Origin of the sequence: Cohaesibacter haloalkalitolerans (assembly GCF_003574655.1) — a bacterium.
GTDB lineage: Bacteria > Pseudomonadota > Alphaproteobacteria > Rhizobiales > Cohaesibacteraceae > Cohaesibacter > Cohaesibacter haloalkalitolerans.
On sequence record NZ_QNUM01000002.1, the window covers coordinates 139,782 to 164,263 of the forward strand.

Genomic DNA, 24,482 nt, shown 5'->3' on the forward strand with positions numbered 1-24,482 from the left:
CCTCCTACGTTTGAAGTTCTTTGCTGGTTTGAACCAAACGGAAGAGCAAGCTTTTAGGTATTACTTGCCCGGACCCTTTTCAGGGCTCCGGGCATTTTTTTATCCAGACGTCCGAATCTGTGCCCTGCGTTACCCTCCCCAACGCCTCTACAACCAGAAATGTGCATTGACGACCAGAATGCATTCTGTTGCCAAAAACCTTTTCAGAACCCGATTTGCCACTTTCCTCCACATATTCGTGCTGCAAAATGCGACGCATTGTCATTTTTCACTAGAGAAAATTTTTCCTGCCCAAGCTTCGCCTCATTGACCAGTTACGGGGCCAGCAGGGTGACCTGTGAGGGTGCCTGTCTAGGGCGCCGTCGGAAGGGACCGCTTATGGTTTTTTTAACGACAATTGCGACGTTAACGCTCTTTCAAGGTTAATGGTGCATTATTGCCTCTATGGATCGGTCGGTTTTCCGGTTTCTGTGCGTGCGCAGCCCAGCGTATCAATACGGGCATGCGATAGAGTGTAATAGTTGCGTTGTGTAGTTGGTGACAGAATGTCTAAATCCTTGCTTGGCCAAAAGAGCCCTGGTCTGACCGCCTGTCTGATGATCGGTACCGCATTGGTCCTTTCTTTCACTCAATCTCTCGACGAAGACAGGTCTGCTGCGGTCTCTCTGGCCGATCTTAGAAAGCAGGGTTGGACTGCGGAAACTTACGAACAAGCCTTCATGACCCGGCAAGGCGCTGCCAGCCAGCAGCCAGCCCGGGCAAGCGCATCCGGTGCTTCGCAAGCGCCACTCCCCGTACAGACCGCTGCTTTTGCTCCCACAAATGTTGTCGCCAGCGCTTCGGCTGGCCAGTTCCGCAAGGGCACCTATATCCAGATCTCCGAGCCTTCGGACAAGGCACCGGATATCCGCTCACAGCAGTCCTATGCAGTTGCCAGATTGTCGGATCTGGAACCGACCCTCACGGTCGATGCAAGCCGCAAGGGCGATCGCCGCCGCAGCTGGACATGGGAGCCGTTCAAGGTTGCCCACGGACGTCGCGACATTGCCATGAACTGGTCGGGTTCCGTCTGGCACATGGCAAGCCCTGTGGCAGAGGAAAGCAACGACGCCTTGCCAAAGCTGGCTTTTGAGCCTGCTGACGACTTGACGATGGTCATGGCCGATGCACAGCATTTTCTCAAGTCCGACAGCTTCCCGGACGGCTCAGACATGATGTTCGCGCAGAATGGCAACGACTCCGGGACCACAGAAGCAGTTGACCCGACCGTCACCGGCTCGACAGCCCTTGCCTATGCGCCAACCTCGGACAGCACCGAGGCACCATTCGAAGCCATCCTGACCGAGCAGCGCAAGGGCGCCATCAGTGAAGACAATCAGGTGACCGTGATCGATGCGATCGACGATTACAACAGCACCGGCGACGACGGCCCGGCCAAGGCATCCGGCAATGGCGCAACACTGCTAGCCTCTCTGCCCCCTATCAACGCCCTGCCCCGCGCTCGGGTTCCATATTCTTCCACGACAGCCGAAGTCGCCCAGACGTTGCCTCAACCGTCGCCTCAGCCGTTGCCCAAGGTCAGCAAGCCGCTTGACATTTCTCCCATCGTAGCCGATGCCAAGCCGCATCTGACCGAGGAGACCGAAAGCACGCAACAGGCAGCACAGGAAAAATCGGTTCCGTTGACCCTTGCCCGCAGCCAGGCAAGGCGCGCCGAGCTTAAGCTGGCCAAACTCGCTGATACCGATGAGGAAGAACCGACCAAGAAGAAGTCCCGCTGGGCCAGCTGGTTCAACTTCTCCAGCCCCAAGAAGGCCAAGATCGATACCCGTGGCGAGCATGCCTGGGTAACGAACAAGATTCCGAAGTCTTCCTACACCAGCAAGCAGAAGACCTGTCTTGCCAACGCCATCTATTTTGAAAGCCGCTCCGAGCCCGAAACCGGCCAGATCGCCGTTGCCCAGGTTGTGATGAACCGCGTCAAGAACCCTGCCTATCCGGATTCGATTTGCGGCGTGGTCTATCAGAACCAGAACATGCGCAACGCCTGCCAGTTCTCCTTCGCCTGCGATGGCATTCCTGACCGTGTCCGTTCCAAGAAGGCCTGGGATCTGGCCGTGAAACTGGCCAACGAGGTCATCAACGAGGAAGTCTGGTTGAAAGACGTCGGCTCCGCGACCCATTATCATGCGACCTATGTCCGTCCGAAATGGGCCAAGACGATGAAGAAAGCCGACAAGATCGGGTTGCACATCTTCTACAAGACCTATGGCGGCGGCTGGAGCTGATCGCGATCAGAAGAATTCAGGCGGCCCTGCCGCCTGCTCTCCCCCGCAAGGGGGTGGCTTCAAGAAAGCCAGACAGTTCAAGACTCACGACACAAACTGCATCATTCGGGCCTTTCGGGGCCCGTTTTTTTGTTCTGTGATCAAAGGGCGCGGAAACTTTTTCCTCATTTTTACCCAACGACAGGGCATTTTGCACCGAAATCATACGCTTGAAGACGCCAGCGAGGTCAAAATCTGGCCTCCTCTATTTGGAACAACCCCAAATAGCTCCTCCACGATACTGAAAAGAATAATTTTTCTACAATTGCATCTTTCGAAAACATATATTGATATTCTTATTTGTTATGTAAATTATTTTTTTAGATCCTTCTGACAAAATACAACCTGAATTCAGCCCTCTCGAATTTTCTCACTTATTCGGTGCCCTCATGTTTCTCAAATCCCGCAGGCTGGTTGCGTTTTCGCAATCTTTGAAAATTTCCCATCGTATTATCGCTCTGACCGTTATCTGTTTGCTTGGTGTGGCCATTCTTGGAACGACCAACTACCTTGGCTCACAGATGCGAACCGCTGCGATCAAGGAAGGCGAGACGGCCTCGTCGATCAAGGATATCGTTCAGCAGGTCAATCTTGCTGTGCTGAACATGCGCAGCAACGCTTCGAACTTTCTGACGGTCAACGACCGCAAATTCGCTGTCCGCTTTGATCTGGCCTATGAGGATGCCGACAGCCTGCTTAACAAGATTGAGCAACTCGACAGCGAGGGCAAGACGACCGAAGCTCTCTCAGAATTGCGCAAGGCGCTTTCCGATGACAAGGAAAGCTTTCACAAGATCGTAGACAAGAAAACCGAGATTGGCCTGTCCGATTATAGCGGCCTGCTGGGTGATCTGAACAGTATCGCCTCGGATGTCGATAGCATCATCCGCAAGTCTCGCAATCAGCAGCTGATGATCCTCGTTCTTGAAATGCGCCATCTGGAGAAAGACTTCCTCAAGACTGCCGCCGCCGACATTCTCTCGGACCTGCAGGGCAAGCAGAAGGAAATGTCCAACGCGGTTGCCACCGCGATGCTGTCTCCTGATGCTCGCAAAGCCATCATTGATGGCGTCACCACCTATGTGGAGACGATCAACAAGATCCAGTCGATGAAGAACGAGCTGTTCTCGATGTCATCGGAAATGAACTCGCTCTACAACACGATGTCGTTCAAGTTTGCGTCCATCCGGGAACTGGCCAGCGACAGCAACAATCAGGCGCAGGAAAAGCTGAACAAGATCGACCAGCAGGTCGCCTATATTTTTGCAGCAACGCTGGTCGGCTCGATTGTCCTCACCGTGTTGTTTGCCCTGATGCTCGGTCGCAGCATTGTCATGCCGATCCGCACCATCATCAGCTCCATGAACAATCTGGCAGAGGGTGATCGTCAGTCCGAGATCCCCTATGTGGAAGCCCGCAACGAAATGGGCGACATCGCCAAGGCCGTGGAAGTCTTCCGTCAGAATGCCATCGAGCGCGAACGTCTGAAGACCACGACCGAGAAGGAACAGGAGGAAAGAATGCGCCGCCAGCACCGGATGGACGAACTGATCGAACAGTTCCGCGGTCTGGCACAGCAGACCATGGGCGCAGTTGCCGAAAAGACCAAGGGCATGGAAGAAATCGCCAGCACCCTGTCGGCCAACTCGACCCAGACCTCGACACAGGCCGACGCCGTGGAACGCTCTTCCAACGAAGCGCAGGAGCATTTCCAGGCAGTTGCCGCCGCCGCCGAGGAACTGTCCGCCTCGATCAGCGAAATCGGCCGCCAGACAGAGAGTTCTTCAATCGTCATCCAGAAGGCCGTCAATACGGCAACCGCTGCTGACCAGAAGATCTCGAGCCTTGCAAACGCTGCCCAGCAGGTCGGCGAAGTCGTGACCATGATTCAGAATATTGCCGAACAGACCAACCTGCTGGCCCTGAACGCCACCATCGAGGCCGCCCGCGCCGGGGAAGCCGGCCGCGGGTTCGCCGTGGTGGCTGCAGAGGTCAAGGAACTGGCCAACCAGACCAGCAAGGCAACCGAAGAGATTTCGGGCCAGATTTCGGCCATTCAGGCCGAGACCGACGAAGCTGTGGAAGCCATTCGCGCCATCACCCAGACCATGACCGAGGTTGGTTCGACGTCCAACATGATCGCGGCGGCCGTGGAAGAACAAGGCAGTGCCACCGAGAACATCAGCGAGAATGTCCAGCGCGCAGCCGCGGGTGCTGCCAACATCACCGAGAATATCGGCAGTGTTGCAGAAGCAGCCGGTGCAAACCTCGACTCGGCCCAGTCCGTTCTAACGGTTTCCCACGAAATGCTGTCCCAGACACGGGAACTGCAGTCGCTGGTCAACCAGTTCCTGGAAGATGTGGCCGCCGCTTGACCTGACATATAAATGCAAAACAGAGAAACCGCCTCCGGCTTCAACCGGGGGCGGTTTTTATTTGTGCGTTTTCGGGCAGGCAATCATTCTCTAGCGGCAAAGAGAATTGCAGGGGATCCCGTCGTGATTGCCGTCAAGGCGGCGATTGCCGCACTGAGTGAGCTGATACTTTGCCTCTGCACAGGATGTCATCTGCTTGCAGCTTTTCTTCACCGCACAGGAGAAAACCTCCTGCCCACCAGAGGGTTGTGCCACGGCTTTCACCGTGCCCGGCACGAAGGCTGCGCCACCACTGGCTGCAAGGCGCTGCTGAAAGAGGGCCATGGTATTGCCGCAAATGGCCTCACAAGGGATGCCGTCATGGTCAGCGTCTCGTTGTGCGTGCCCGCAAACCCGGAAGTAATAATTTGCCTCGGCACAGGAGCGCATTTGCGAACAGAACTTCTCTACCGAGCAGGATTGGGCAAATCCCGGTCCGGTTGCTGCGATGGTCATCGCAAAGAGAAGGCATGCCATGTGGATGTGTTTGTACATCATGCAAGCACAATAGCATCCATAGCCTAATAATTAGGACTGAAATTCTTTCAGTTTGGCAGCCACTTCAAGAAGGTCCTGCCAGGCGGCCCGCTTCTGGGCAGGTGTACGCAGCAGAAAGGCGGGGTGCAGGGTGGACATGGCCGGGATCTCGCGATGTGGTCTGTCCTGCCCGCCAATGGCGTAGCTGCGCCAGCGCCCGCGCAGACGCATAATGCCATCCTTGCTGTTCAGCAACTGCTGAGCCGATGTGCCACCAAGAAAGACCAGCACCTTCGGATTGACCAGTTCGATATGACGATGGATGAAGGGCTGCATCAGCGCCTGTTCGTCAAGACTTGGCTTGCGGTTGCCAGGTGGGCGCCAAGGCAGAATGTTGGTGATGTAGCTGCTGGAGCGGTCGAGATGGATCGCCGCCATCATCTTGTCGAGCAACTGCCCTGCCCGTCCGACAAAGGGAACGCCCTGCAGATCCTCGTCCCGTCCCGGAGCCTCTCCGATGAACATGACGTCGGCATTGGGATTGCCATCTCCGAAAACCAGCGACTTGGCGGAGAATTTCAGGCTGCAACCGTTATAGGCGCCAAGGGTGGCTCTCAGGGCTTCAAGACTTGCGGCATTGGCGGCAAGGGCGCGTGCATCCTCGACCGTACCCTGCGTGGCGGCCGCAGCACCGGCCCGGGCTGGCGGCGCCATATTGTGCGCCGCAACATTGGACGAAGGATGGGATTGATTGCCCGCTGCCGCTGGCGTACTCCTGTTGGCAGAACCTTGCGGGGAAGACTGCCGATTTTGTGGCGAAACCTGCGCAGATCGTGCCGTTTGGCGCGACAGCATCTGACGCTGACTTTCGGCAAATCGATCTTGCGGCGCAGCATCAACATAGCAATCTGCCCCCATCGCCTCGTACCAGTCGAGGAGGGCTTTAAGATCATGAGATGTTGTCACCACGTTATGCATATTGAACACTTGGATTCGGGCTTCTTTTTCCGCTAATGGTAATCCTTATAGGGCCAACTGCAATAAGTGTCGATAGAAAGCCTGTCTACCGGATAATGAAAAGGACCTGCACATGACAGAGGCAATAGGGACTGGGGTGAGCGAACTTCCTGAACGCGAAAGCATGGAATTCGACGTTGTGATTGTTGGTGCCGGACCTGCCGGGTTGTCTGCCGCAATACGGATCAAACAACAGGCCGCCGAGAAGAATGAAGAAATCTCGGTGGTGGTTCTGGAAAAAGGCTCGGAAGTGGGCGCCCACATCCTTTCGGGTGCGGTGATCGACCCGGTCGCCCTCAGCCGCCTCATTCCGGACTGGAAAGAAGATGAGAGCTGCCCGGTGAAAGTGCCGGTCAAGAAGGACAAGTTCCGTCTGCTCGGACCAGCAGGCGCCATCGGTCTTCCCGGTTTCATCATGCCGCCCTTCATGCACAATGAGGGCAACTACATCATTTCCCTTGGCAATCTGTGCCGCTGGCTGGCTGAAAAGGCCGAAGAGCTGGGCGTCGAGATCTATCCCGGTTTCGCGGCGGCCGAGCTGCTCTATGATGAAAACGGTGCCCTGCGTGGCGTGGCCACCGGCGACATGGGAGTGGGCAAGGACGGACAGCCCAAGGACACCTACATGCGCGGCATGGAGCTTCTGGGCAAATACACCCTTATCGGCGAAGGCGTGCGCGGCTCGCTGGCCAAACAGCTGATCGCCAAATACGCGCTCGACAAGGATTGCGACGTGCCGAAATTCGGCATCGGCATCAAGGAAATCTGGGAAGTCGACCCGGCCAGGCATCAGGAAGGCCTCATCGAACACACCTTCGGCTGGCCGCTTGACAGCTCGACAGGCGGCGGCTCGTTCCTCTATCACATGGAAGACAACCAGGTGGCCGTGGGCCTTGTGGTCTATCTCAACTACAAGAACCCGTATCTGTCGCCCTTCGAGGAATTCCAGCGCTTCAAGACCCATCCGACCGTTGCGCCGCTGTTTGAAGGCGGCAAGCGCATTTCCTATGGCGCTCGCTGCATCGCTGAGGGCGGCTATCAGTCCGTCCCGCGCCTCACCTTCCCCGGCGGGGCTCTGGTCGGCTGCGCGGCCGGTTTTGTCAACGTGCCGCGCATCAAGGGTATCCATAATGCGATGGATTCGGGCATCTTCGCCGCCAACGCCGTGGTCAATGCGCTCAACGACGGACGGGCCAATGACGAGTTGGTGGCCTTCGAGGAAGGCTGGCGCAAGGGGCCGATCGGCAAGGACCTGTTCAAGGTGCGCAACGTCAAACCGTTGTGGGCCAAATTCGGTCTGGTTGTGGGCGTCGGCCTTGGCGGGCTCGACATGTGGACCAACCAGCTGTTCGGCTTCTCCTTCTTCGGCACGCTGAAGCATGGCAAAACGGACGCCAAGGCGACCCTGCCCGCAGCCCAGTGCAAGCCGATCGACTATCCCAAGCCCGATGGCAAGCTCACCTTCGACCGCCTGAGTTCGGTCTATCTGTCCGGAGCCAACCACGAAGAGGATCAGCCCTGCCATCTGGTGGTGGCCGACAGCGCTCTGCAGAAAAGCTCCGAGCATGATGTCTACGCCGGTCTGTCCCAGCGCTTCTGTCCGGCTGCAGTCTATGAATGGGACGAAAGCGGCGAGACGCCTGCCTACGTCATCAACGCGGCAAACTGCGTCCACTGCAAGACCTGTGACATCAAGGACCCGAACGGCAACATCACATGGACCGTCCCTGAGGGTGGCGGTGGGCCGACATACCCCAACATGTGACGATCCATGGTCTCTTCTCGATAGGCTTTCAAGCGGCTGCACCGCTTTGCCTATCTTGGGACCGTCCCCGAAGGCGGCGGTGGACCGACCTACCCCAACATGTAAGGGGTGTACCGTTCGGGCCAGAACGAGAAAAGCCGGGCTGATGACCCGGCTTTTTCTTGTCTTTCACTCTTCCAGCATTCCTGTCGAGAAGAAGGCGCCTATCCGAACAGGGCGTCGATATCGTCCTGACTGCTGTCCTCTTCCTGCTTCAGCTTCTTGTTGCTGAAGTCCAGATCGGCCAGCATGGCGTCGACTTCATCCTGCTGCACCCCTTCACCGGCATGCTGCGGACCATGCAGAATCAGTTCGCGCTTGCGGCGTTCTTCGGGCGTTTCTTCATAGTAACCGGCGTCGATATCACTCATCTTCATCCGTTCGATGAATGTCGTAACGCGTCTGTCGATCACGTTGAGCGCATTGACAACCTTGGATATACGCTGCCCGGTAATATCCTGAAACGAGCAGGCCTCAAAAATCTCGATCACCTTGTCATTGACCAGAGCAAGATAGGCATCCACGTCGCTGGGGTCAGCGCCCATGATTTCCTCGGCGGATGACATGATGATATTCGTTGCATTCTCCGTAGCCTCGACCACGGCATCAAGCTCGCGGCCAGCATCGGGAATTGCGGCATGGCGCATTTCTGAAGGACGAAGAGCGGCAATCTCGTCTTTCATGGAAGAGATCTCGCTCGCAATGGCCGTAAACTCCTGATACAGGGAGGTATCCATCGCCTGCAGATAGGAATCAAGACTTCCCGCCATCACTTCGGCCAGAGCCATGATATCATTGAGGGATATGTTTTCCCCCTTGTTCTGCTCCAGAAAAGCGACGAGTTGCGCGACTTTGTCGGCACTTAGCTGTTCTGCTTCGGCTGCCATTTCAAGTTCCCTTCAGTCAAATTACTGTTTCTTCCATGACTTGGGCGCGCTTTCGTTTCCCAATATTTCTGCGTGCTCACCGCCAAAAGCGCCTGTTCCTTTTGTTCTTTCCCGTTTTGGCGAGATTGAGCGATAGGCGCTACTGTTGGCCATCAGGTTTTCCCTGCGGCTCCCCACCTGCACTGAGGCTGTGGGGTGGTCCTGATTTCCCCGGTCAAGAGGCCTGAGGCGTCTGGTCTGCCTGATGAGTGTGCCGGGCTGCAGGGCCCGGCTACTCGGCCCAACCAAACAATCAAGATGTCTTGCAAGACCTTCCCTTCTACAAGGCGGAAGAGAAGCCCCTTCCAACCTAGTTATCGAATACGGCGTCGATCTTGGTTTTCAGGGTTGCTGCGTTGAAAGGCTTCACGATGTAGTTGTTCACACCAGCCTTCTTGGCTGCAATCACGTTTTCTGTCTTTGATTCTGCCGTCACCATGATGAATGGTGTCTTGGACAGACTGTCGCTTGCACGCACCTGTTTGAGCAGCTCGTAGCCGGTCATCGGCTCCATGTTCCAGTCGGAAATGACCAGACCATAACGGCGATCCTGCATTTTTGCCAAAGCTTCGGTGCCATCGGCTGCATCATCCACGTCTTCAAAACCAAGCTGCTTGAGCAGGTTCTTGATAATGCGGATCATGGTCTTGTAGTCATCGACGACCAGTACTGGCATAGAAAGATCGAGGGCCATTTGTTTACTCCAAACTCACACTGCATTGCCGCCTTGATCAGCGGAATTTTCGACTTTTCAGATTGTTGGTTATAAGTTGCTCAGGAACACGGAGATCCCTGACCTGAACTGCAGACTATCTCAAGGGTTTAAAAAAGCGGTTAACTGGCGTTCAGTCTAAAAAGACCAAATCCCTAACAAACACCCGTTTTTGTTAGTAAATCATCGGAATTTGCTTCAATATTTACTTAGTTGTAGCAATTTGTTCAGTCTTTACTAACCTAAATTTCGATTAACCATAAGTGGTCGTCGCGGATCACAGGATTTCCGCTTTGAACACAGTGCCATTCCTCTTCAAGCGAGTTCTGACGGGGCGCTTTTCCATAGAACAATCCGCAGCAAGCCAAGCGTTGGCAGGGCATGCCGCGATAAGGGCAGGACCGTAGTCCCATCGGACAATAGCCGCCGGGAAGACCCTCGCGGAGCTTTCACGAGCCCCCATGCACTCCCCCACCAAGGCGCTCTTTGACCAGGGACGTCCTTTTATGCACAGTCTTCAAAAAGTGAATCATGGCGTCTTGAGCAGAGACTGTTCTTGCGCCTTCAGACGCCTTCTTTACCGAGTCCTTCCCGCCGAAAGAGGTCTTTCCACTTTTGCTCAATAGACCTATGCCCTGTTGACGCGCAGCACCTTGTTGCACATGCTCAGTTTTGTTGCATTGCAAAAGGCCAAAACAGATTTCAGACCATAAAGTAAAGCAAAGCACAGCAAGACCTTTCTGATGGTAGAGCGTCATCCGCTCGGAGAGAGGGTGCTAACGACCAAGGGAGAGAGAATATGACCGCACCACTGCAAGGCATCACGGCGCAAACCGTCTATTATGAAGACATGCAGATCGGACAGACGGAAAGTTTCACCCATCAGGTGTCCGAGAGCGATATCGCTGCCTTTGCCGACCTGACGGGCGATCACAATCCGGTCCATATCGACAAGGCCTATGGGGAAAGCAGTCGGTTTGGCAGCAATATCGCCCACGGGCTTTACACTGCCAGCCTGTTCTCGGCCATTCTTGGCATGCGCCTGCCCGGGCCGGGGGCGATCTATGTTTCCCAGACCCTGCAATTCAAGGCGCCGGTGCGTCCGGGGGATGCGGTTACCGTCTCGGCAACCGTCAAGGCGAAGGAAGACAAGGGACGCCGCGTCACGCTTGATTGCTGCGCCGAAGTGGACGGGGTTGTCGTGCTGTCAGGGGAAGCGACCGTCATGGCTGTCAGGAAGCCGAAGGATTGACCTCAACGGCAAAGAGAGGGGCAGCCAGAGGCCACCCCTTCGGCTCAGGACAGTTTGACGCCGGTGCGTTTCCAGTCAAAGTCCATCTGGCGGGCAGTCTGCTCCGCCAGCCCTTCCGAGCCGAGCCTTGCGACCATCTGCAGCGCCATGTCGATGCCTGCGGAAATCCCGGCAGAGCTGATCAATGCGCCATCTTCCACCCAGCGGACATGCTCGATGATCTCGACATCCGTGTAGCGGGTACGGAAGTCGGCGATGTCCTCCCAATGGGTGGTCATGCTGCGGCCGCTCACCAGTCCCGCTTCTGCTAGAAGGAAAGCACCGGTACAGACAGATGCCAGCAGGTCCACCTCTGCTGCCCGCCTCTTTACCCAGTCGATGAGCGGCTGGTTGTCCAGATGCGGTTCATGCACACCGCCGGGCACCAGCAGGCAGGCAAGCGCGGGGCAATTGTCATAGTCGTGATCGGGCAGTACGCGATAGCCCGCGCGCGCCACCACCGGCTCCCGGTTCGCAGCAACCAGCAAAGGGGTATAAGGGAAGGCTTCTCCCCGCTTCGCGGCCACGCGCTTTGCGGTTGTGAGCACCTCGAAGGGGCCGCTGAAGTCCAGGACTTCAACCCCTTCATAAAGCAGAATGGCAATATGGCGCTCGTTCCCTTCAGTCTCGGTCATTGCTGATTCTTCCCCTGTCCCCGGTTCTCAATGTGGCCTGTTCGGACCATCCACTATGACCAGATGATCAAAATTGACCAGCCCCAATCGCTCCCGATTGACGAAGCGATAAGTCAGAACCATCGCCGTGATGGCCAATCCCGCAGCCAGACCGACCCAGATCCCCTCGCCTTCCCACCCAAGTTTGAAGGCGCAGAAATAGGAGATGGGCAGCCCGCAGACCCAATAGCCGAAGACCGCAATGAACATCGGCACCTTGGTGTCGCTGAGACCACGCAGAGCACCGGCCATCGTTGATTGCAGCCCGTCCACAAGCTGGAACAGCCCCGCATAGGCAAGATAGCTGACGGCCAGTGCGTATGGAACGGTGTTGGCAGCAATCGTCGGATCCAGATACAGCCCGACCAGGAAATGCGGGAAGACCAGAAAGCTGAAACAGCTGAGCGAGTTGAACAGCGCCGAAATAACCACGGCGACCCAACCGGCACGGCGTACCCCTTCCTTGCAGCGCGCACCATAGGCAAGACCGGTGCGGACTGTGATCGCCTGACTGAGCCCCAGAGGCACCATGAAGGCCAGCGAGGCGAGCTGAATGGCAACCGTGTGCGCGGCCAGGGCATCGGTGCTGATCCAGCCCATCAGGAAGACGGCAGCGGCAAACAGACCCACTTCGACCATGACCATCAGACCGATGGGAATGCCGACGCGGAACAGCTCAAAGAATCGCGGCCAGTCAGGCTTCCAGAAGTGGAAAAGCAGATTGTATTTCTTGTAGCTCTTCTTGCGCAGCACATAGGCCACCAGCAGAACAAAGACAAAGGTCTGCACCACGGAGGTGGAGATCCCTGCCCCGATCAGACCAAGCTCCGGGAAGCCGAACTTGCCGAACATCAGCACATAATTGCCGGCAAAATTGACAAAGAAGCTGGCGATGGTGGTCAGCAGGATCACGCGGGTTTCGCCATGGGCTGTTACCAGCGAGCGCAAGGCAACAAAACCGAGCGAGGGAAAGACACCCAGTGCCGCAAAGTTGAGATAGCCCGCAGCCTTGGCCGAAATGTCCGGCATCTGGCCACCGATGCGATAGATATATTCACCCTGATAAAGGAGGGCCATGATCAGCACCGATATGACAAAGGCGACCCAGATGCCCTGACGGGCTGAACGGCGCACGGAGGTTTCATCCTTGGCACCAATCGCCTGAGCAACCATCGGGCTGACGGCGGAAAGCGCACCGATGCCGAAAACCGCCACGGGATGCATCAAGGCTGAGGCCAGAGAGCCTGCGGCCAGCGCATCGCGGCCAATCCAGCCCATCATGACCACGTCGGTGATCTGGAGAGAAAACTGTGCCAACTGGGCCAGCACCAGCGGCCAGGCCAGCGCCAGTGTGGCAGCGGCCTCGCCGCGCCAGGAAATCGGGGCACCAGAGTTGCTATCGGTTTGGGCAGTCAAATGGCTCTGCCCTTCCAGCACGGGTTGCTGGTCTTGCATGATATCACCAGGGTTTGCGAGATTATTCAGTTCTTCGCCGGCGACCCTGGGGGCATATTTCCATCCACAGCAATCGCCATGGACGGTGCGCCATAAGTCTTCAACGCCGAGCAGTCATATGATCGGAGACAAACCCTATCTGTGTTGTCTCTCCATGTATAGTGCTATTATTGCCTCATGTAACTTTTCCTTGCGCAGGCGATGCACTCACATCTCCTGCTTTCAGGCAAGCCAATTGATGCCCGATGAAAGTTGCCCGCGCCCGGCGATTTGACCAAAGCTGAGGAAAAAGAACTGGCCTCAATCGGGGAGCCGTTATAAAACGGAGATCATAGGTATTTTGCCCTTCTGGCAAGCGTTGCTGCCGACCATTTTCAAGCGCAGCCTTGCACGGGCTATCCGGTCATACTGATTTGCTTTTTTCGAGATTGCTCTTCCGCGGGATCCCTTCCCGACCGGAGCCGACGTCCCGAGGTTGACATGTTGCGCGCAAAACCATCTCTCCGTTCCACCTTCGCCCTAGCCCTCCCCTTAGCTCTCATGGCCGGGCTCGCCGGATGCCAGACCATGCCGATGGGCATGGAAGAGATGAGCGAAGCGCTGTCCTCGGGCGAGGCGATAAGCGGCGAAGCGCAGTGGGGCTTTTCGGCGGCGAGCGGTGATGTGCTGCTGGTTGGCCTGCAGGACGCATCCGGCGTGCTCAGATCCACCGAAGTGATCCCCACGCCGGGTGTTCAGCACGCGGATTTTGCCTTGTCGATCAGCAGCAACGACCGGACCAAATGCGCCTCGCGCGGGTCCTGCCGGTATTCGGCCGAGCTGCGGGCTGGCAATGCGGTCAAGGCCAGCGGCTATGTCTATTACACCACCACCCAGCATCCGGTAATCATGATGACATCGGCCATTGCTGCCCCACCGGAAGCCGCAGCGGCGGCGTTCGATGCGCCAACCACCAGCCAGATCGCCGCTCCGTCCACTGTCGAGCAAGGGAGTGACCGTCAGAGTCTGCCCGCCCCGGTCTATAGATGAGCCAAGGCGCATGAGGATCATCAGAGCGGGAAAGGCATGCCGATTTGTGGTGGCTGGCACGCTCTTGATGTGAATCGGGGGGAGGCTATATTAATGAAGGCCCTTGACCTTGGTTGCGAGGTTAGGCACCTTCCCGCCCGTTCAATCACATGTTCCGAATGACATGCGCTTTCAGTTTCAACCCTGCCGGTCATGGACCGGTCAAGTGGAGTTGCCCCAAGATGATGACCCCTGCTGCGTCCTTTATCGATATCAGACATCCTGAGCAGCCGTTGCCGGACAGCTTCAAGGGCAGCGTTGTCGCAATCGGCAATTTCGACGGCATGCATCGGGGCCATCAGGCCGTTTTGGAAGACGCCGTCAAGGAAGCGCGCGCGACAGGGCTCAAGGCGATCATGCTGACCTTCGAGCCGCATCCTCGCACCCTGTTCCGCCCCAATCGTCCGGTGTTCCGCCTGACCCCGCATGAGGAAAAGGCGCTGGTCGCCAAGGCGCTCGGCCTTGATGGCATGGTGTCGCTGACCTTTGACGAGGCCTTTGCCAGCCAGTCGCCAGACCTGTTCATCACCGACATGCTGATCTCCAAGCTCAACGCCAGAAAGGTGATTGCCGGCTATGATTTCCATTTCGGCAAGGACCGGGTGGGCACCCCGGACTATCTCAAGGAAAAGGGCGAGGCGCTGGGTATCGGCGTCACCATCGTTGACATGAAGACCGACCGCTCGGGAGATGCCGTGTCATCAACCCGCATCAGGCAGGCGCTGGAAGACGGGGCGATCGCTCCGGCCAACCGGCTGCTCGGCTATCGTCATTTCTTCTCGGGCGTGGTGATTCATGGCGCCAAGAACGGACGCAAGCTGGGCTATCCCACGGCCAACATGACGCTACCGGAGAACAGCCGCCTCAGGGAAGGCGTCTATGCGGTCAAGTTCGTGCGCAAGGACGGTTCCCTGCATGATGGCGTGGCCAGCTTTGGCCGTCGGCCGATGTTCGACAATGGCCCGCGGGTCTTCGAGGTGCATATCTTCGACTTCGAGGGCAATCTCTATGATGAGGAAGTTCGGGTCATTCTCTACAGCTACCTGCGCGAAGAGATGAAATTCGACGGCCTTGACGCGCTGATCAACCAGATGGATACGGACAGCGTTCAGGCCCGCGCCATTCTGCGCTATGCCGAACCACTGTCCGAACTGGAAACACGGCTCTGGGATTGAGCCCTCAGGCTCATCAGGAACGACCATCTTTGCAAGACCGGATCGAGAGGCCCCTTGGGGCCTCTTTTCGTTTGCGAGACCGACTGAACACCGTCAATCCATGTCGATCAGGGTGCCATTGATCCAGCCCTGCTGGTCGCCTGTGGCCACCAGATGCCAGACCTCGGGATGGCCGAGGGGCTTGAAGGTGCCACTGCGGATGACATCCACCGCCGCACCCTTACCGATCACCTTGATGACATTGTCCGCATAGGATGGCCAGCGGCGCAGGTTGGCGTCGGTCAGCAGGGTTGGTCCGGTTGCATCATCCTGCCGTTCTCCCAGCAGCGAGGCTCGCAGGCTATCAAGGGGAAACAGCGGATTGGGGTCGATCTTGCGGCCCGCTGCGATTTCAAAGTGACCGGCGATGAAGGAGAGATCATAACGGGCGATCAGGGTCTGACAGATGGCTACAAGCGTCCTGATCTGCGCCGGGGTGTAGTCGAGCCACCAGCCCTTGCCATGGGCGCGGGTCGCCGCAAAGGCAAAATGCAGGCCGTCGGTGCCATCGCGATAGTCGCCCTTGAACCATGGCTGAAAGGAGCCATCCCGCATCTTGGCACATTTGCCCAGATTGACCATCTCTATGCCGAAGGCAAAGGCATTGACGCCACTTTTGCCCTTGTAGCTGCTCTTGCCAGCGTGCCAGGCGCAGCGGTTGAAGGCGACCTGCTGGGTTACGGTTCCGTCGCGCTCAATGGTCAGATGGGCCGAGGCCTTGGCATCCGGTTTCAGGAACCAGCGGACGGCACTGCCATTGTCAAGGCGGCCTGCTGTGTCATGCAGGATGATGCCGCGCGGCGCAAAGGTGGCGGACTGGTTGGGTGACCGTGCAAAGGCTACGGGCTCGCCATTGTGGCAAAGGCTGTGGTTGCGGATGGTGAATGGATTGGAGGCCGAGGTGTCGAACATGATGTTGCTTTTGTCCCTGTTGCTTTCTCTCCGGCTTCTCTTCTGGTTCCTGTCTGCTTCTGGCCCGCAGGGGACCTATCGGCCTGAAATCATCGGAAGCCGCCGGGCAAGCATCGCATGGCAGGGGAAACGGGGGATTTGTGGGATTTGTCGAGCAGGCCGAACCACGCCTGTCGCCCCAGCCACCAAGGGGCCGGACTGCTGCTCGGCACCCATGCGACAAAAGCGCTGTTTTTCGAGAAAACAACGGCCATGGGGGGCTTGTGCTCAGGGAAGGCATGAATTAATGTCGCGCGCGAGAAAAAGGCAACCGCGATGCTTACGAGACATGCCCCGCGCATGAAACCAGATATGAGACTTGCCCAGTTCCGGTGCTATGCACCCCCCGCCGCAGGCCACATTGGCCAGATAGCCAGTCGAATTACTGGCCCGGCCTTCGTGTAACTGGCGCAGATGCAGCGCCCACGAGGGACCGGGACGAACAAGGGGCCGGGTGCACTTGCTGCCACCTGTTGCCTTTTCCCACGAATTCAATAGCTTGACCGAACCACACCTCGCCGCAGGACAGCCACTTCAAGGGCCTATCCGCGGTTTTGCTCGCAAAGAGCCTTAGACGACTGGTCGAGCTGCACGGAAGTGATAGACAATGACTGAAGAACGCGATTATTCCAAAACGCTTTATCTGCCGCAGACCGATTTCCCCATGCGTGCGGGCCTGCCCAAGAACGAGCCCAAGATCCTTGAACGCTGGGAATCCATGAATCTCTACAAGGCGCTGCGCAAACGCTCCGAAGGCCGCGAGAAATATGTGCTGCATGATGGCCCTCCCTATGCCAACGGCAACCTGCATATCGGCCACGCGCTCAACAAGATCCTGAAGGACACCATTACCCGCTCCTTCCAGATGCGCGGCTATGATTCCAACTATGTGCCCGGCTGGGACTGCCACGGCCTGCCGATCGAATGGAAGATCGAGGAAAAATATCGCAAGAAGGGCCAGAACAAGGACGCAGTTCCGGTCAAGGAATTCCGTCAGGAATGCCGCGAGTTCGCCCAGCACTGGATCGGCATCCAGTCCGAGGAATTCAAGCGTCTGGGTGTCGTCGGTGATTTCGAGACCCCATACCGCACCATGACCTTTGATGCCGAGGCCCGCATCGCTAACGAGTTGATGAAGTTCGCCATGTCCGGCCAGCTCTTCCAGGGCTCCAAGCCGGTGATGTGGTCGATCGTCGAGAAAACCGCACTGGCCGAAGCCGAGGTCGAGTATCAAGACCATACCTCCTTCACCATCTGGGTGCGTTTCCCGATCACCGGCCTGCATGGCACGGTCGACGAAGACAAGATGGATGATATGCTTGATGCCGACGTGGTCATCTGGACGACCACCCCGTGGACCATCCCGGGCAACCGCGCCATCTGCTTCAACCCGTCCATCTCCTATGGCCTTTATGAAATCACCGCTGCCGCAGAGGACAACTGGGGCAAGGTCGGCGACAAGCTGATCATGGCAGATGCTCTGGCTGAAAGCGTCTTCAAGGCAGCCCGCGTTGAAGGCTACGAACGCAAGTTTGACGTCGATCCCGCCCAGATTTCCGAATGCGCGCATCCGTTCGCCGGCCTTGACGGCGCCGATGGCTATTATGATTTCGATGTGCCGATGCTGCCGGGTGAGCATGTCACCGAGGAAGCCGGTACGGGCTTTGTGCATACGGCTCCGGGTCACGGTGCGGACGACTATGAAGTCTTCATCGCCAACCGCGAACGCTTTGCCGAATGCGGCACTCCGGAAATTCCGCACACCGTCATGGAAGACGGCTCCTATTTCCCGCATGTTCCGCTGTTCCAGGGTCTTTACATCCTTGACCGCAAGGGCGGCGAAGGCACCACCAACGGCGCCGTCATCAACAAGCTGGCGGACGTCGGCTTTCTGCTGGCACGTGGCAAGATCAAGCACAGCTATCCGCACAGCTGGCGCTCCAAGGCTCCGCTCATCTTCCGCAACACGCCGCAGTGGTTCATCGCCATGGATCGCAACATTGACGGCGAAGGCGACACCCTGCGCAAACGGGCGCTCGAAGCCATTGACGCAACCCGGTTCGTGCCAAAGTCCGGCCAGACCCGCCTGCGTTCGATGATCGAAACCCGTCCGGACTGGGTCATCTCCCGTCAGCGTGCATGGGGCGTGCCGATCACCATTTTCGTCAAGAAAGACGATCCGACCGTCGTGCTTCAGGATAGTGAAGTGAACCAGCGCATCTTTGATGCCTTTCTGGAAGAAGGCGCCGATGCATGGTTTGCCGATGGGGCCAGGGAACGGTTCCTCGGGGCAGACTATGATGCGGAAGACTGGAAGCAGGTCACCGACATTCTCGATGTTTGGTTCGATTCCGGTTCGACCCATGCCTTCTGTCTGGAGCAGCGTGAAGACCTGAAATGGCCAGCGGATCTCTATTTGGAAGGCTCGGACCAGCATCGCGGCTGGTTCCACTCTTCCCTGCTGGAAAGCTGCGGCACCCGTGGCCGTGCGCCCTACAATGCCGTTCTGACCCATGGCTTCACCATGGACGAACAGGGCCGCAAGATGTCCAAGTCCATCGGCAACACCATCGCGCCGCAAGACATCATCAAGGAATATGGTGCGGACATCCTGCGCATGTGGGTGGCCAGTGCGGATTATTCGGACGATCAGCGCATCGGGCCGGAAATCCTCAAGACCATCGCCGACGCTTATCGCAAGATGCGCAACACAATCCGCTGGATGCTCGGCTCGCTGGCTCATTATGACGGCGCTGAAGTGGCCCTCTCCGACATGCCGGAGCTGGAACGGCTGATGCTGCACCGTATCCATCAGCTCGACAGGCTGGTCAATGATGCCTACGACAATTTCGATTTCAAACGCATCATGCACGAGCTCAACTATTTCATGGGTATCGAGCTGTCGGCCTTCTATTTCGACGTTCGCAAGGATGCGCTCTATTGTGACGCTCCAAGCTCCATGCGTCGCAAGGCTTCGCTCTATGTCATCCACGAGCTGTTCATCCATCTGACCGCATGGCTCTCCCCGATCCTGCCGTTCACCATGGAAGAAACCTGGCAGAGCCGCTATCCGTCGGAAAGCGACTCGGTTCACTTCCGCCAGTTCCCGGAGGTTCCGGGCGAATGGAAGGATGATGCGCTGGCAGCCAAGTGGGAGAAGGTGAAAGCCCTGCGCCGTGTTGTCACCGGCGCGCTGGAAATCGAGCGTAAGGAAAAACGTATCGGTTCCTCGCTGGAAGCCGCCCCGAAGGTCTATGTCGCTGACGCAGCGATCATGGATGCCATGAAGGGCATTGATCTGGCAGAAATCTCCATCACCTCGCAGGCCGAGTTGATCGCCGGAGATGCTCCTGCCGGAGCCTTCGTGATCGAAGACGTTAAAGGCGTTGCAGTTGTTCCTGCTCTGGCGGAAGGCAAGAAGTGCCTGCGCAGCTGGAAGATCCTGCCCGAGGTTGGCTCCGATCCGGACTATCCGGATCTGTCCCTGCGCGATGCGGCTGCCATGCGTGAAATCGATGCCGCGTAAAGGTCGCATTTGAGCTTAAGGTAAAGCCGGGGTCTGGCGTGGTTCGGACCCCGGCTTTCTGCTATCCCCGGTTAAGGCTCCTATTCTGCCTTTTCCCTTTTGCTTTCGGAGGCGTGCATGTCGTCACGGTCGCTGGCCTATCTCATTGCCCTCACCGGCTTTCTGGTCGATCAGGCATTCAAGCTCTGGCTATTGTTCGGATATCAGATCGACAGTGTCATGCGCCTGCACGGGCCTGTACGGCTCGCCCCCTTCTTCGATCTGGTGCTGGTCTGGAACCGCGGCATTTCCTATGGCTGGCTGCAACAGGACGGCGATCTCGGCCGCTATCTGCTGATCGGACTGGCGGGAATTGCTGCCATTGTGCTGGCACTGTGGATCTGGCGGACCCGCGACCGGCTCACAGCCTTTGCTCTGGGGCTGGTGATGGGCGGTGCACTGGGCAACGGGCTTGATCGCATCCTGCACGGGGCGGTGGTCGACATGTTCCACTTCCATGTCGGCAGTTTCAGCTGGTATGTCTTCAACCTTGCCGACGTCTGGATCGTGGCTGGAGCCGCCTTGCTGGTGATCGAAAGTCTGTTCGGGGGTGGCAAATCGTCATCTGCAGCAAAAAGCGGCGCGGCCAGCCGCAAAGATGCCGCAAATGAGTGATTAGTCCAGACAGGTGAGCTTTTTCCGCCGGGCCCGGTGTTTTTGTCTCCCTTGAGGGACAACCTTCTCTTGATCTTGAGGCCCGTTCGGAAGTATGTCTAAATCTGATAGGCACATTTTTAACGATGTGTATCAGGTTTGTTTGCGTATGGGCTGGCGCGTTGCTGCCCGAGTATCAAAAGGCGAGATCTTCATGACTGTTAGACGGTACAAGGACATTTTCCAATCCGGTGCCCCAACTCTCGAAAATCGGTCGGCTCGGTCGTCCGGTCTGGTCGCGCTTGCTGTGCTCGGCACCATGGGAATGAGCCTTGCCGGCTGTTCCAGCATGTCCAGTGCCACCTATGGCACGGGTGAGACCCATGAGCAGGAACTGCTGAATGACGTGACCGGCGTCTTCGGGATGCTGCCCAACGACAAGAAACAGACCACGATCGATTACAAGGCGCGCGCCGGACTGGTCCTGCCGCCACAGGATGCCCCCCTTCCCAATCCGAACGACAAGAGGAACAATCCTTCCTATGCCGCCGCCGACTGGCCTCAGGACCCGGACGTGTTGCGCGAAATCTATAATGAGCGCATGGAGAACATGACCGACGCCGAGCGCGAGCAGTTGCTTGCCGCCATCCGCCGTCTGCCTCCGGAACAGCGCGATTCCATTATCAAGAACAACACCGCATCAGCCAAGTTCGCCCAGCAGATCAAGGAACCGGATTACTCCAAAGGGCCGGTCAGCCCCTATGAGCAGGCCGAGTATGACAGGCAGGTCAAGGAACGCCTCGCTCTTATCAGAGGGAAGACGGACGGCGAAAAGAACAAGCGCAATTATCTGACGCAGCCGCCGGAACGTTTTACCGACGTACCACCGGAAGTGGCCGCCGAAATGGACAAGCTGAAGCAGGAAGAAGAAAAGCCGGGCAAGAAGCGCTTCTTCTCCCGTCTTTGGCCTTTCGGCAAGAAAGATCCCCAGACAGGATCCTGATACTCAGTTACAGCACAGATAAAAGGCCGCCTTCGATGGTTCCATCGGGCGGCCTTTTTTGTTGGTCCTGTCATGGCACCCCGCTTTCCAGTGCCCGATGTCGGGCGACAGACCTTCCTGTCCCTGTCTCAGGCCACTCCGAATCTTTACAGACAGGATCACCCGATTCTCGGGCAAATGACCTTTGATCTGTCATCTTCCTCTCTGTTCGGGAGGAATCGCAGTCGATAGAACGCAAAAATCTGCAAGACGATTCCGTACCGACTGGATAATTTCTCCTTGGAAACACGCATAAACCGGGTCGACAGATCCGTAAACCCACATGATTTCTATTAATAATTCAGTAACGAATTGGCAGAAATCTGCGGCTCAAGGGCCAATTTGTGTTTTTTGTGCAACAGTCCCTGCAAAGTAATCCCCCCGATAACAAGAGACGATTGATACAGCCGGAGAAACGAGTATTGTCAGTCTTGTCGCAAGCAGTGAATTACAGTTCTGACTGGACTGGTCACTGCAAAAAATTTTTTTGTTATGACAATGAAGGTCAGAAACATGAACATCAAGAGCCTTATCCTTGGCTCCGCAGCTGCTTTGGTAGCTGGCGGTGCAGCACAGGCAGCAGACCTGCCAGTAGCAGAACCAGTAGATTACGTTAAAGTATGTGATGCATACGGCGCTGGTTACTTCTTCATCCCAGGTACCGATACCTGCCTGAAGATCTCTGGTAAAGTCGAATTCGGCATCCAGAACGGCTTCGTGAACTACAATGGCATGCAGGGCAAGTCTATTGACGAAATTGGCTACTATGTAGAAACCACGATCGCATTCGACGCCAAAGAAGAAACCGAATTCGGTACTCTTGCTGCTCACATCGAGTATGACAACGATACCAACGCTGGTGCTACCGGCGGCAGCATCGCTAAGGGCGGCAAGGGCATGGCTTTCGATAAAGCTTACCTGCAGCTCGGCGGCCTGTATGCTGGTCTGACCGACTCCATCGTCGACTTCAACGCTGGCCTGTACTACGATGACTTCGCCATCGGCCATGACGACCTGCAGTCCATCGGTTATGTTGCTGCTCTGGGCAACGGCGTTACCGCTACTGTAGCTCTCGAAGAATACACCTCCAACACCGGCGGCGCTGGCACCACCATGCCTTCTCTGGCAGCACGTATCGCTGTTTCTCAGGGCTGGGGTTCTGCTAACGTAGCTGCTGCTATCTATCAGTCCCGTTACGCTTCCGCAGCTTTCTCTGCTGACCTTGGCTACATTGTTGGTGCAGAAGCTTCCTTCAACCTGATGGAAGGCCTGTCCTTCGGTATCGCTGGTGGCTACGAAAACGGCTACACCAACGACGGCCTTGGCAACCTGTGGAGCAAGTGGGGCGTTTCTGCTGGCCTCGAGTACGCTCTGGCTGACAACCTGAAAATCGGTGTTGACGCTGGCTATGTCGACTACGATGAAGCTAACTACAAAACCTGGGGTACTTCTGCTCAGTTGACCTACTATCCGGTTAAAAACCTGGAAGTTGGCGCTCGCGTTGGTTACGAAAAGACCGACTTCGACACCGGCTTCGGTACCGACTGGGACGACGTAGCAGGCAAACTGTACCTGAAACGTACTTTCTAATCTAAGCTTCGCTTAGACTGGAAACAGTTCTTGGGCCCCGAGAGATTTCTCTCGGGGCCTTTGTTGTTTTGGGGTAATGAATGATGCACCTGCTGAATCCTGCGTCTGGCAAGACAGATCGTCCGGGAGATCGTCCCAGCGCAAAGCGCAAGCCAAACCGGGGCCAGACCATATATCCGCCCGCACCCTCCCAACATCAACCGTAAGGCAAGTTTTGAAGCCTGATCAGAAAAGATCGAACTGATCGCTCCGCTTCGGGGCCTTTCCTGTATTTTCTTCTCTGCGGGTCGCTGCTTTCCCTCGCCTGCCAGCTTTTCCAGCATCCGCCTCTACAGTCTGGCGTATTGTCACAGTCTGCCCTTGTCCGCCGCGAGGCTCTGTCAGGGACGGATCGTCGTTATGACGCTGGTTGACCCTGTCCGAGACAGGAAAGGCGGTCAGATGGCCGTCCGCCGATGAAGAGAGCAGCGGGCGAGCGTCCTCAAACCGGCCGGAGCGCGTGTTGAGCCAGCCACCATAGTCATCAGGAGCAATGATCAGAGGCAGTCGGTCCGTAACTGGCCTGAAGGCGCGAGGGGCCGGGGTTGTCAGGATCGCAAGCCCATCAAACTCTTCGCCATTCGGCCCCATCCAGGCCTCCCATATTGCGGCCAGCGCGAACAATCCCTGCCCCTCAGAGCGAAAGAAATAGGGCGTTGTCTCTCCGCTTGCATGACGCTGCCATTCGTAGAAGCCGGTCACAGGAACAAGGCAGCGCCGATAGCGGATCGCATTCTTGAACGACGGCTTCTTTTCAACGGTTTCCCGGCGTGCAGAGGTGATCAGCGAAAACTCGCGAGGGTCTTTCACCCAGTCAGGAACAAACGCCCATTTCATCAGGCGTGCGGTGCGTCTGCCATACTCCTCAACGATGGTCAGCACAGGTTCTGTCGGTGCGACGTTATGTCTGGGCGGCATCGGATGCATACCGGGCAGTTTTCCGGCTTCGCCAAATAGTGCAATGAAGTCAGCAAGTTCAGCAGCAACATGTAGTCTTCCGGTCATGACTATCCAATTCGAGCTGTTCTAATCGGTTTTCCAAATCTTTATCTTGTTTCATCTTTTTCACTGTCGCAGCCAGACGTCAAGTATTTGGAAACTATAGCACCCTATGGTTAAAAGTGGACCGGGTAGGAAATCGGTTCGGGATGCTGACTGACGCCGACACTGTCCAGCAACCTGCAAAGCAACGGGTCATATCTTCTCATGCGGGATCAGATAGACCAGGGAACTGCAGGCATCATCGGCGCGATCTGGAACCGAACGCGTTCAATTCCGTGCAAGTTGCCCTGTAGTCCGTGAAGCTTCGTTGAGAGTTCCAA

At 56.8% G+C, this 24,482-nt stretch carries 17 protein-coding genes and 1 pseudogene; 10 read left to right on the plus strand and 8 right to left on the minus strand.

Going from position 1 to position 24,482, the window contains the following annotated elements:
- Window positions 1-1,835: 1,835 nt before the first annotated feature.
- Window positions 1,836-2,288, plus strand: a pseudogene (locus tag DSL70_RS22515) (cell wall hydrolase); the annotation flags it as partial.
- A gap of 428 nt (window positions 2,289-2,716) precedes the next feature.
- A complete protein-coding gene (locus DSL70_RS04520) occupies window positions 2,717-4,702 on the plus strand; it encodes a methyl-accepting chemotaxis protein (protein ID WP_119306731.1) in 1,986 nt (661 codons plus the stop codon).
- A gap of 90 nt (window positions 4,703-4,792) precedes the next feature.
- Here the strand turns inward: DSL70_RS04520 and DSL70_RS22835 are convergent, their stop codons facing one another.
- Window positions 4,793-5,239, minus strand: coding sequence for an excalibur calcium-binding domain-containing protein (locus DSL70_RS22835; RefSeq protein ID WP_342635282.1), 447 nt, complete (start codon window positions 5,237-5,239; stop codon window positions 4,793-4,795).
- 30 nt (window positions 5,240-5,269) lie between these two features.
- On the minus strand, window positions 5,270-5,932 hold the full coding sequence (locus tag DSL70_RS04530) for a uracil-DNA glycosylase (protein WP_342635283.1): 663 nt from the start codon (window positions 5,930-5,932) through the stop codon (window positions 5,270-5,272).
- Between the two features lie 376 nt (window positions 5,933-6,308).
- Between DSL70_RS04530 and DSL70_RS04535 the strand changes: the two genes are divergently transcribed.
- Window positions 6,309-8,000: an electron transfer flavoprotein-ubiquinone oxidoreductase gene (locus tag DSL70_RS04535; RefSeq protein WP_119306733.1), complete on the plus strand. Its 1,692-nt coding sequence runs from the start codon at window positions 6,309-6,311 to the stop codon at window positions 7,998-8,000.
- 203 nt (window positions 8,001-8,203) lie between these two features.
- Here the strand turns inward: DSL70_RS04535 and DSL70_RS04540 are convergent, their stop codons facing one another.
- Complete coding sequence (locus tag DSL70_RS04540; RefSeq protein WP_119306734.1) at window positions 8,204-8,926, minus strand: protein phosphatase CheZ; 723 nt, start codon at window positions 8,924-8,926, stop codon at window positions 8,204-8,206.
- A 349-nt stretch (window positions 8,927-9,275) separates the two neighbouring features.
- Window positions 9,276-9,659, minus strand: a complete 384-nt coding sequence (locus DSL70_RS04545) for a response regulator (protein ID WP_114009869.1) — start codon at window positions 9,657-9,659, stop codon at window positions 9,276-9,278.
- Between the two features lie 817 nt (window positions 9,660-10,476).
- Between DSL70_RS04545 and DSL70_RS04555 the strand changes: the two genes are divergently transcribed.
- Window positions 10,477-10,929 (plus strand): MaoC family dehydratase, encoded by a 453-nt coding sequence (locus DSL70_RS04555; protein WP_119306736.1) that lies wholly within the window; start codon window positions 10,477-10,479, stop codon window positions 10,927-10,929.
- A 44-nt stretch (window positions 10,930-10,973) separates the two neighbouring features.
- On the opposite strand, the gene DSL70_RS04560 is transcribed toward DSL70_RS04555, so the two are convergent.
- Together DSL70_RS04560 and DSL70_RS04565 are read right to left on the minus strand one after the other, a co-directional pair.
- Window positions 10,974-11,603 (minus strand): DJ-1/PfpI family protein, encoded by a 630-nt coding sequence (locus DSL70_RS04560; protein WP_119306737.1) that lies wholly within the window; start codon window positions 11,601-11,603, stop codon window positions 10,974-10,976.
- Window positions 11,604-11,630: 27 nt separating this feature from the next.
- Window positions 11,631-13,097, minus strand: coding sequence for an MATE family efflux transporter (locus DSL70_RS04565; RefSeq protein WP_119306738.1), 1,467 nt, complete (start codon window positions 13,095-13,097; stop codon window positions 11,631-11,633).
- 480 nt (window positions 13,098-13,577) lie between these two features.
- Here DSL70_RS04565 and DSL70_RS04570 point away from each other — a divergent pair, with 480 nt between their 5' ends.
- Together DSL70_RS04570 and DSL70_RS04575 are read left to right on the plus strand one after the other, a co-directional pair.
- A complete protein-coding gene (locus DSL70_RS04570) occupies window positions 13,578-14,126 on the plus strand; it encodes a hypothetical protein (protein ID WP_162916353.1) in 549 nt (182 codons plus the stop codon).
- Window positions 14,127-14,347: 221 nt separating this feature from the next.
- The gene (locus tag DSL70_RS04575; protein WP_119306740.1) at window positions 14,348-15,340 is read left to right on the plus strand and encodes a bifunctional riboflavin kinase/FAD synthetase; all 993 of its coding nucleotides are present in this window, start codon (window positions 14,348-14,350) and stop codon (window positions 15,338-15,340) included.
- A gap of 93 nt (window positions 15,341-15,433) precedes the next feature.
- Here the strand turns inward: DSL70_RS04575 and DSL70_RS04580 are convergent, their stop codons facing one another.
- Window positions 15,434-16,291 (minus strand): N-acetylmuramoyl-L-alanine amidase, encoded by an 858-nt coding sequence (locus tag DSL70_RS04580; protein WP_119306741.1) that lies wholly within the window; start codon window positions 16,289-16,291, stop codon window positions 15,434-15,436.
- A gap of 646 nt (window positions 16,292-16,937) precedes the next feature.
- Here DSL70_RS04580 and ileS point away from each other — a divergent pair.
- The 4 genes from ileS (at window position 16,938) to DSL70_RS04600 (ending at window position 23,121) form a co-directional block, all read left to right on the plus strand.
- Complete coding sequence (ileS, locus tag DSL70_RS04585) at window positions 16,938-19,856, plus strand: isoleucine--tRNA ligase (protein WP_119306742.1); 2,919 nt, start codon at window positions 16,938-16,940, stop codon at window positions 19,854-19,856.
- 117 nt (window positions 19,857-19,973) lie between these two features.
- Complete coding sequence (gene lspA / locus DSL70_RS04590) at window positions 19,974-20,510, plus strand: signal peptidase II (protein WP_119306743.1); 537 nt, start codon at window positions 19,974-19,976, stop codon at window positions 20,508-20,510.
- A 193-nt stretch (window positions 20,511-20,703) separates the two neighbouring features.
- Window positions 20,704-21,492 carry a hypothetical protein gene (locus tag DSL70_RS04595; RefSeq protein WP_162916354.1) on the plus strand — a complete coding sequence of 263 codons (789 nt, stop codon included), beginning with the start codon at window positions 20,704-20,706 and terminating at the stop codon, window positions 21,490-21,492.
- Between the two features lie 552 nt (window positions 21,493-22,044).
- Window positions 22,045-23,121, plus strand: a complete 1,077-nt coding sequence (locus tag DSL70_RS04600) for a porin (protein ID WP_162916355.1) — start codon at window positions 22,045-22,047, stop codon at window positions 23,119-23,121.
- A gap of 225 nt (window positions 23,122-23,346) precedes the next feature.
- Here DSL70_RS04600 and DSL70_RS04605 read toward each other — a convergent pair whose 3' ends face one another.
- On the minus strand, window positions 23,347-24,165 hold the full coding sequence (locus DSL70_RS04605; protein WP_119306746.1) for an SOS response-associated peptidase: 819 nt from the start codon (window positions 24,163-24,165) through the stop codon (window positions 23,347-23,349).
- Window positions 24,166-24,482 lie beyond the last annotated feature (317 nt).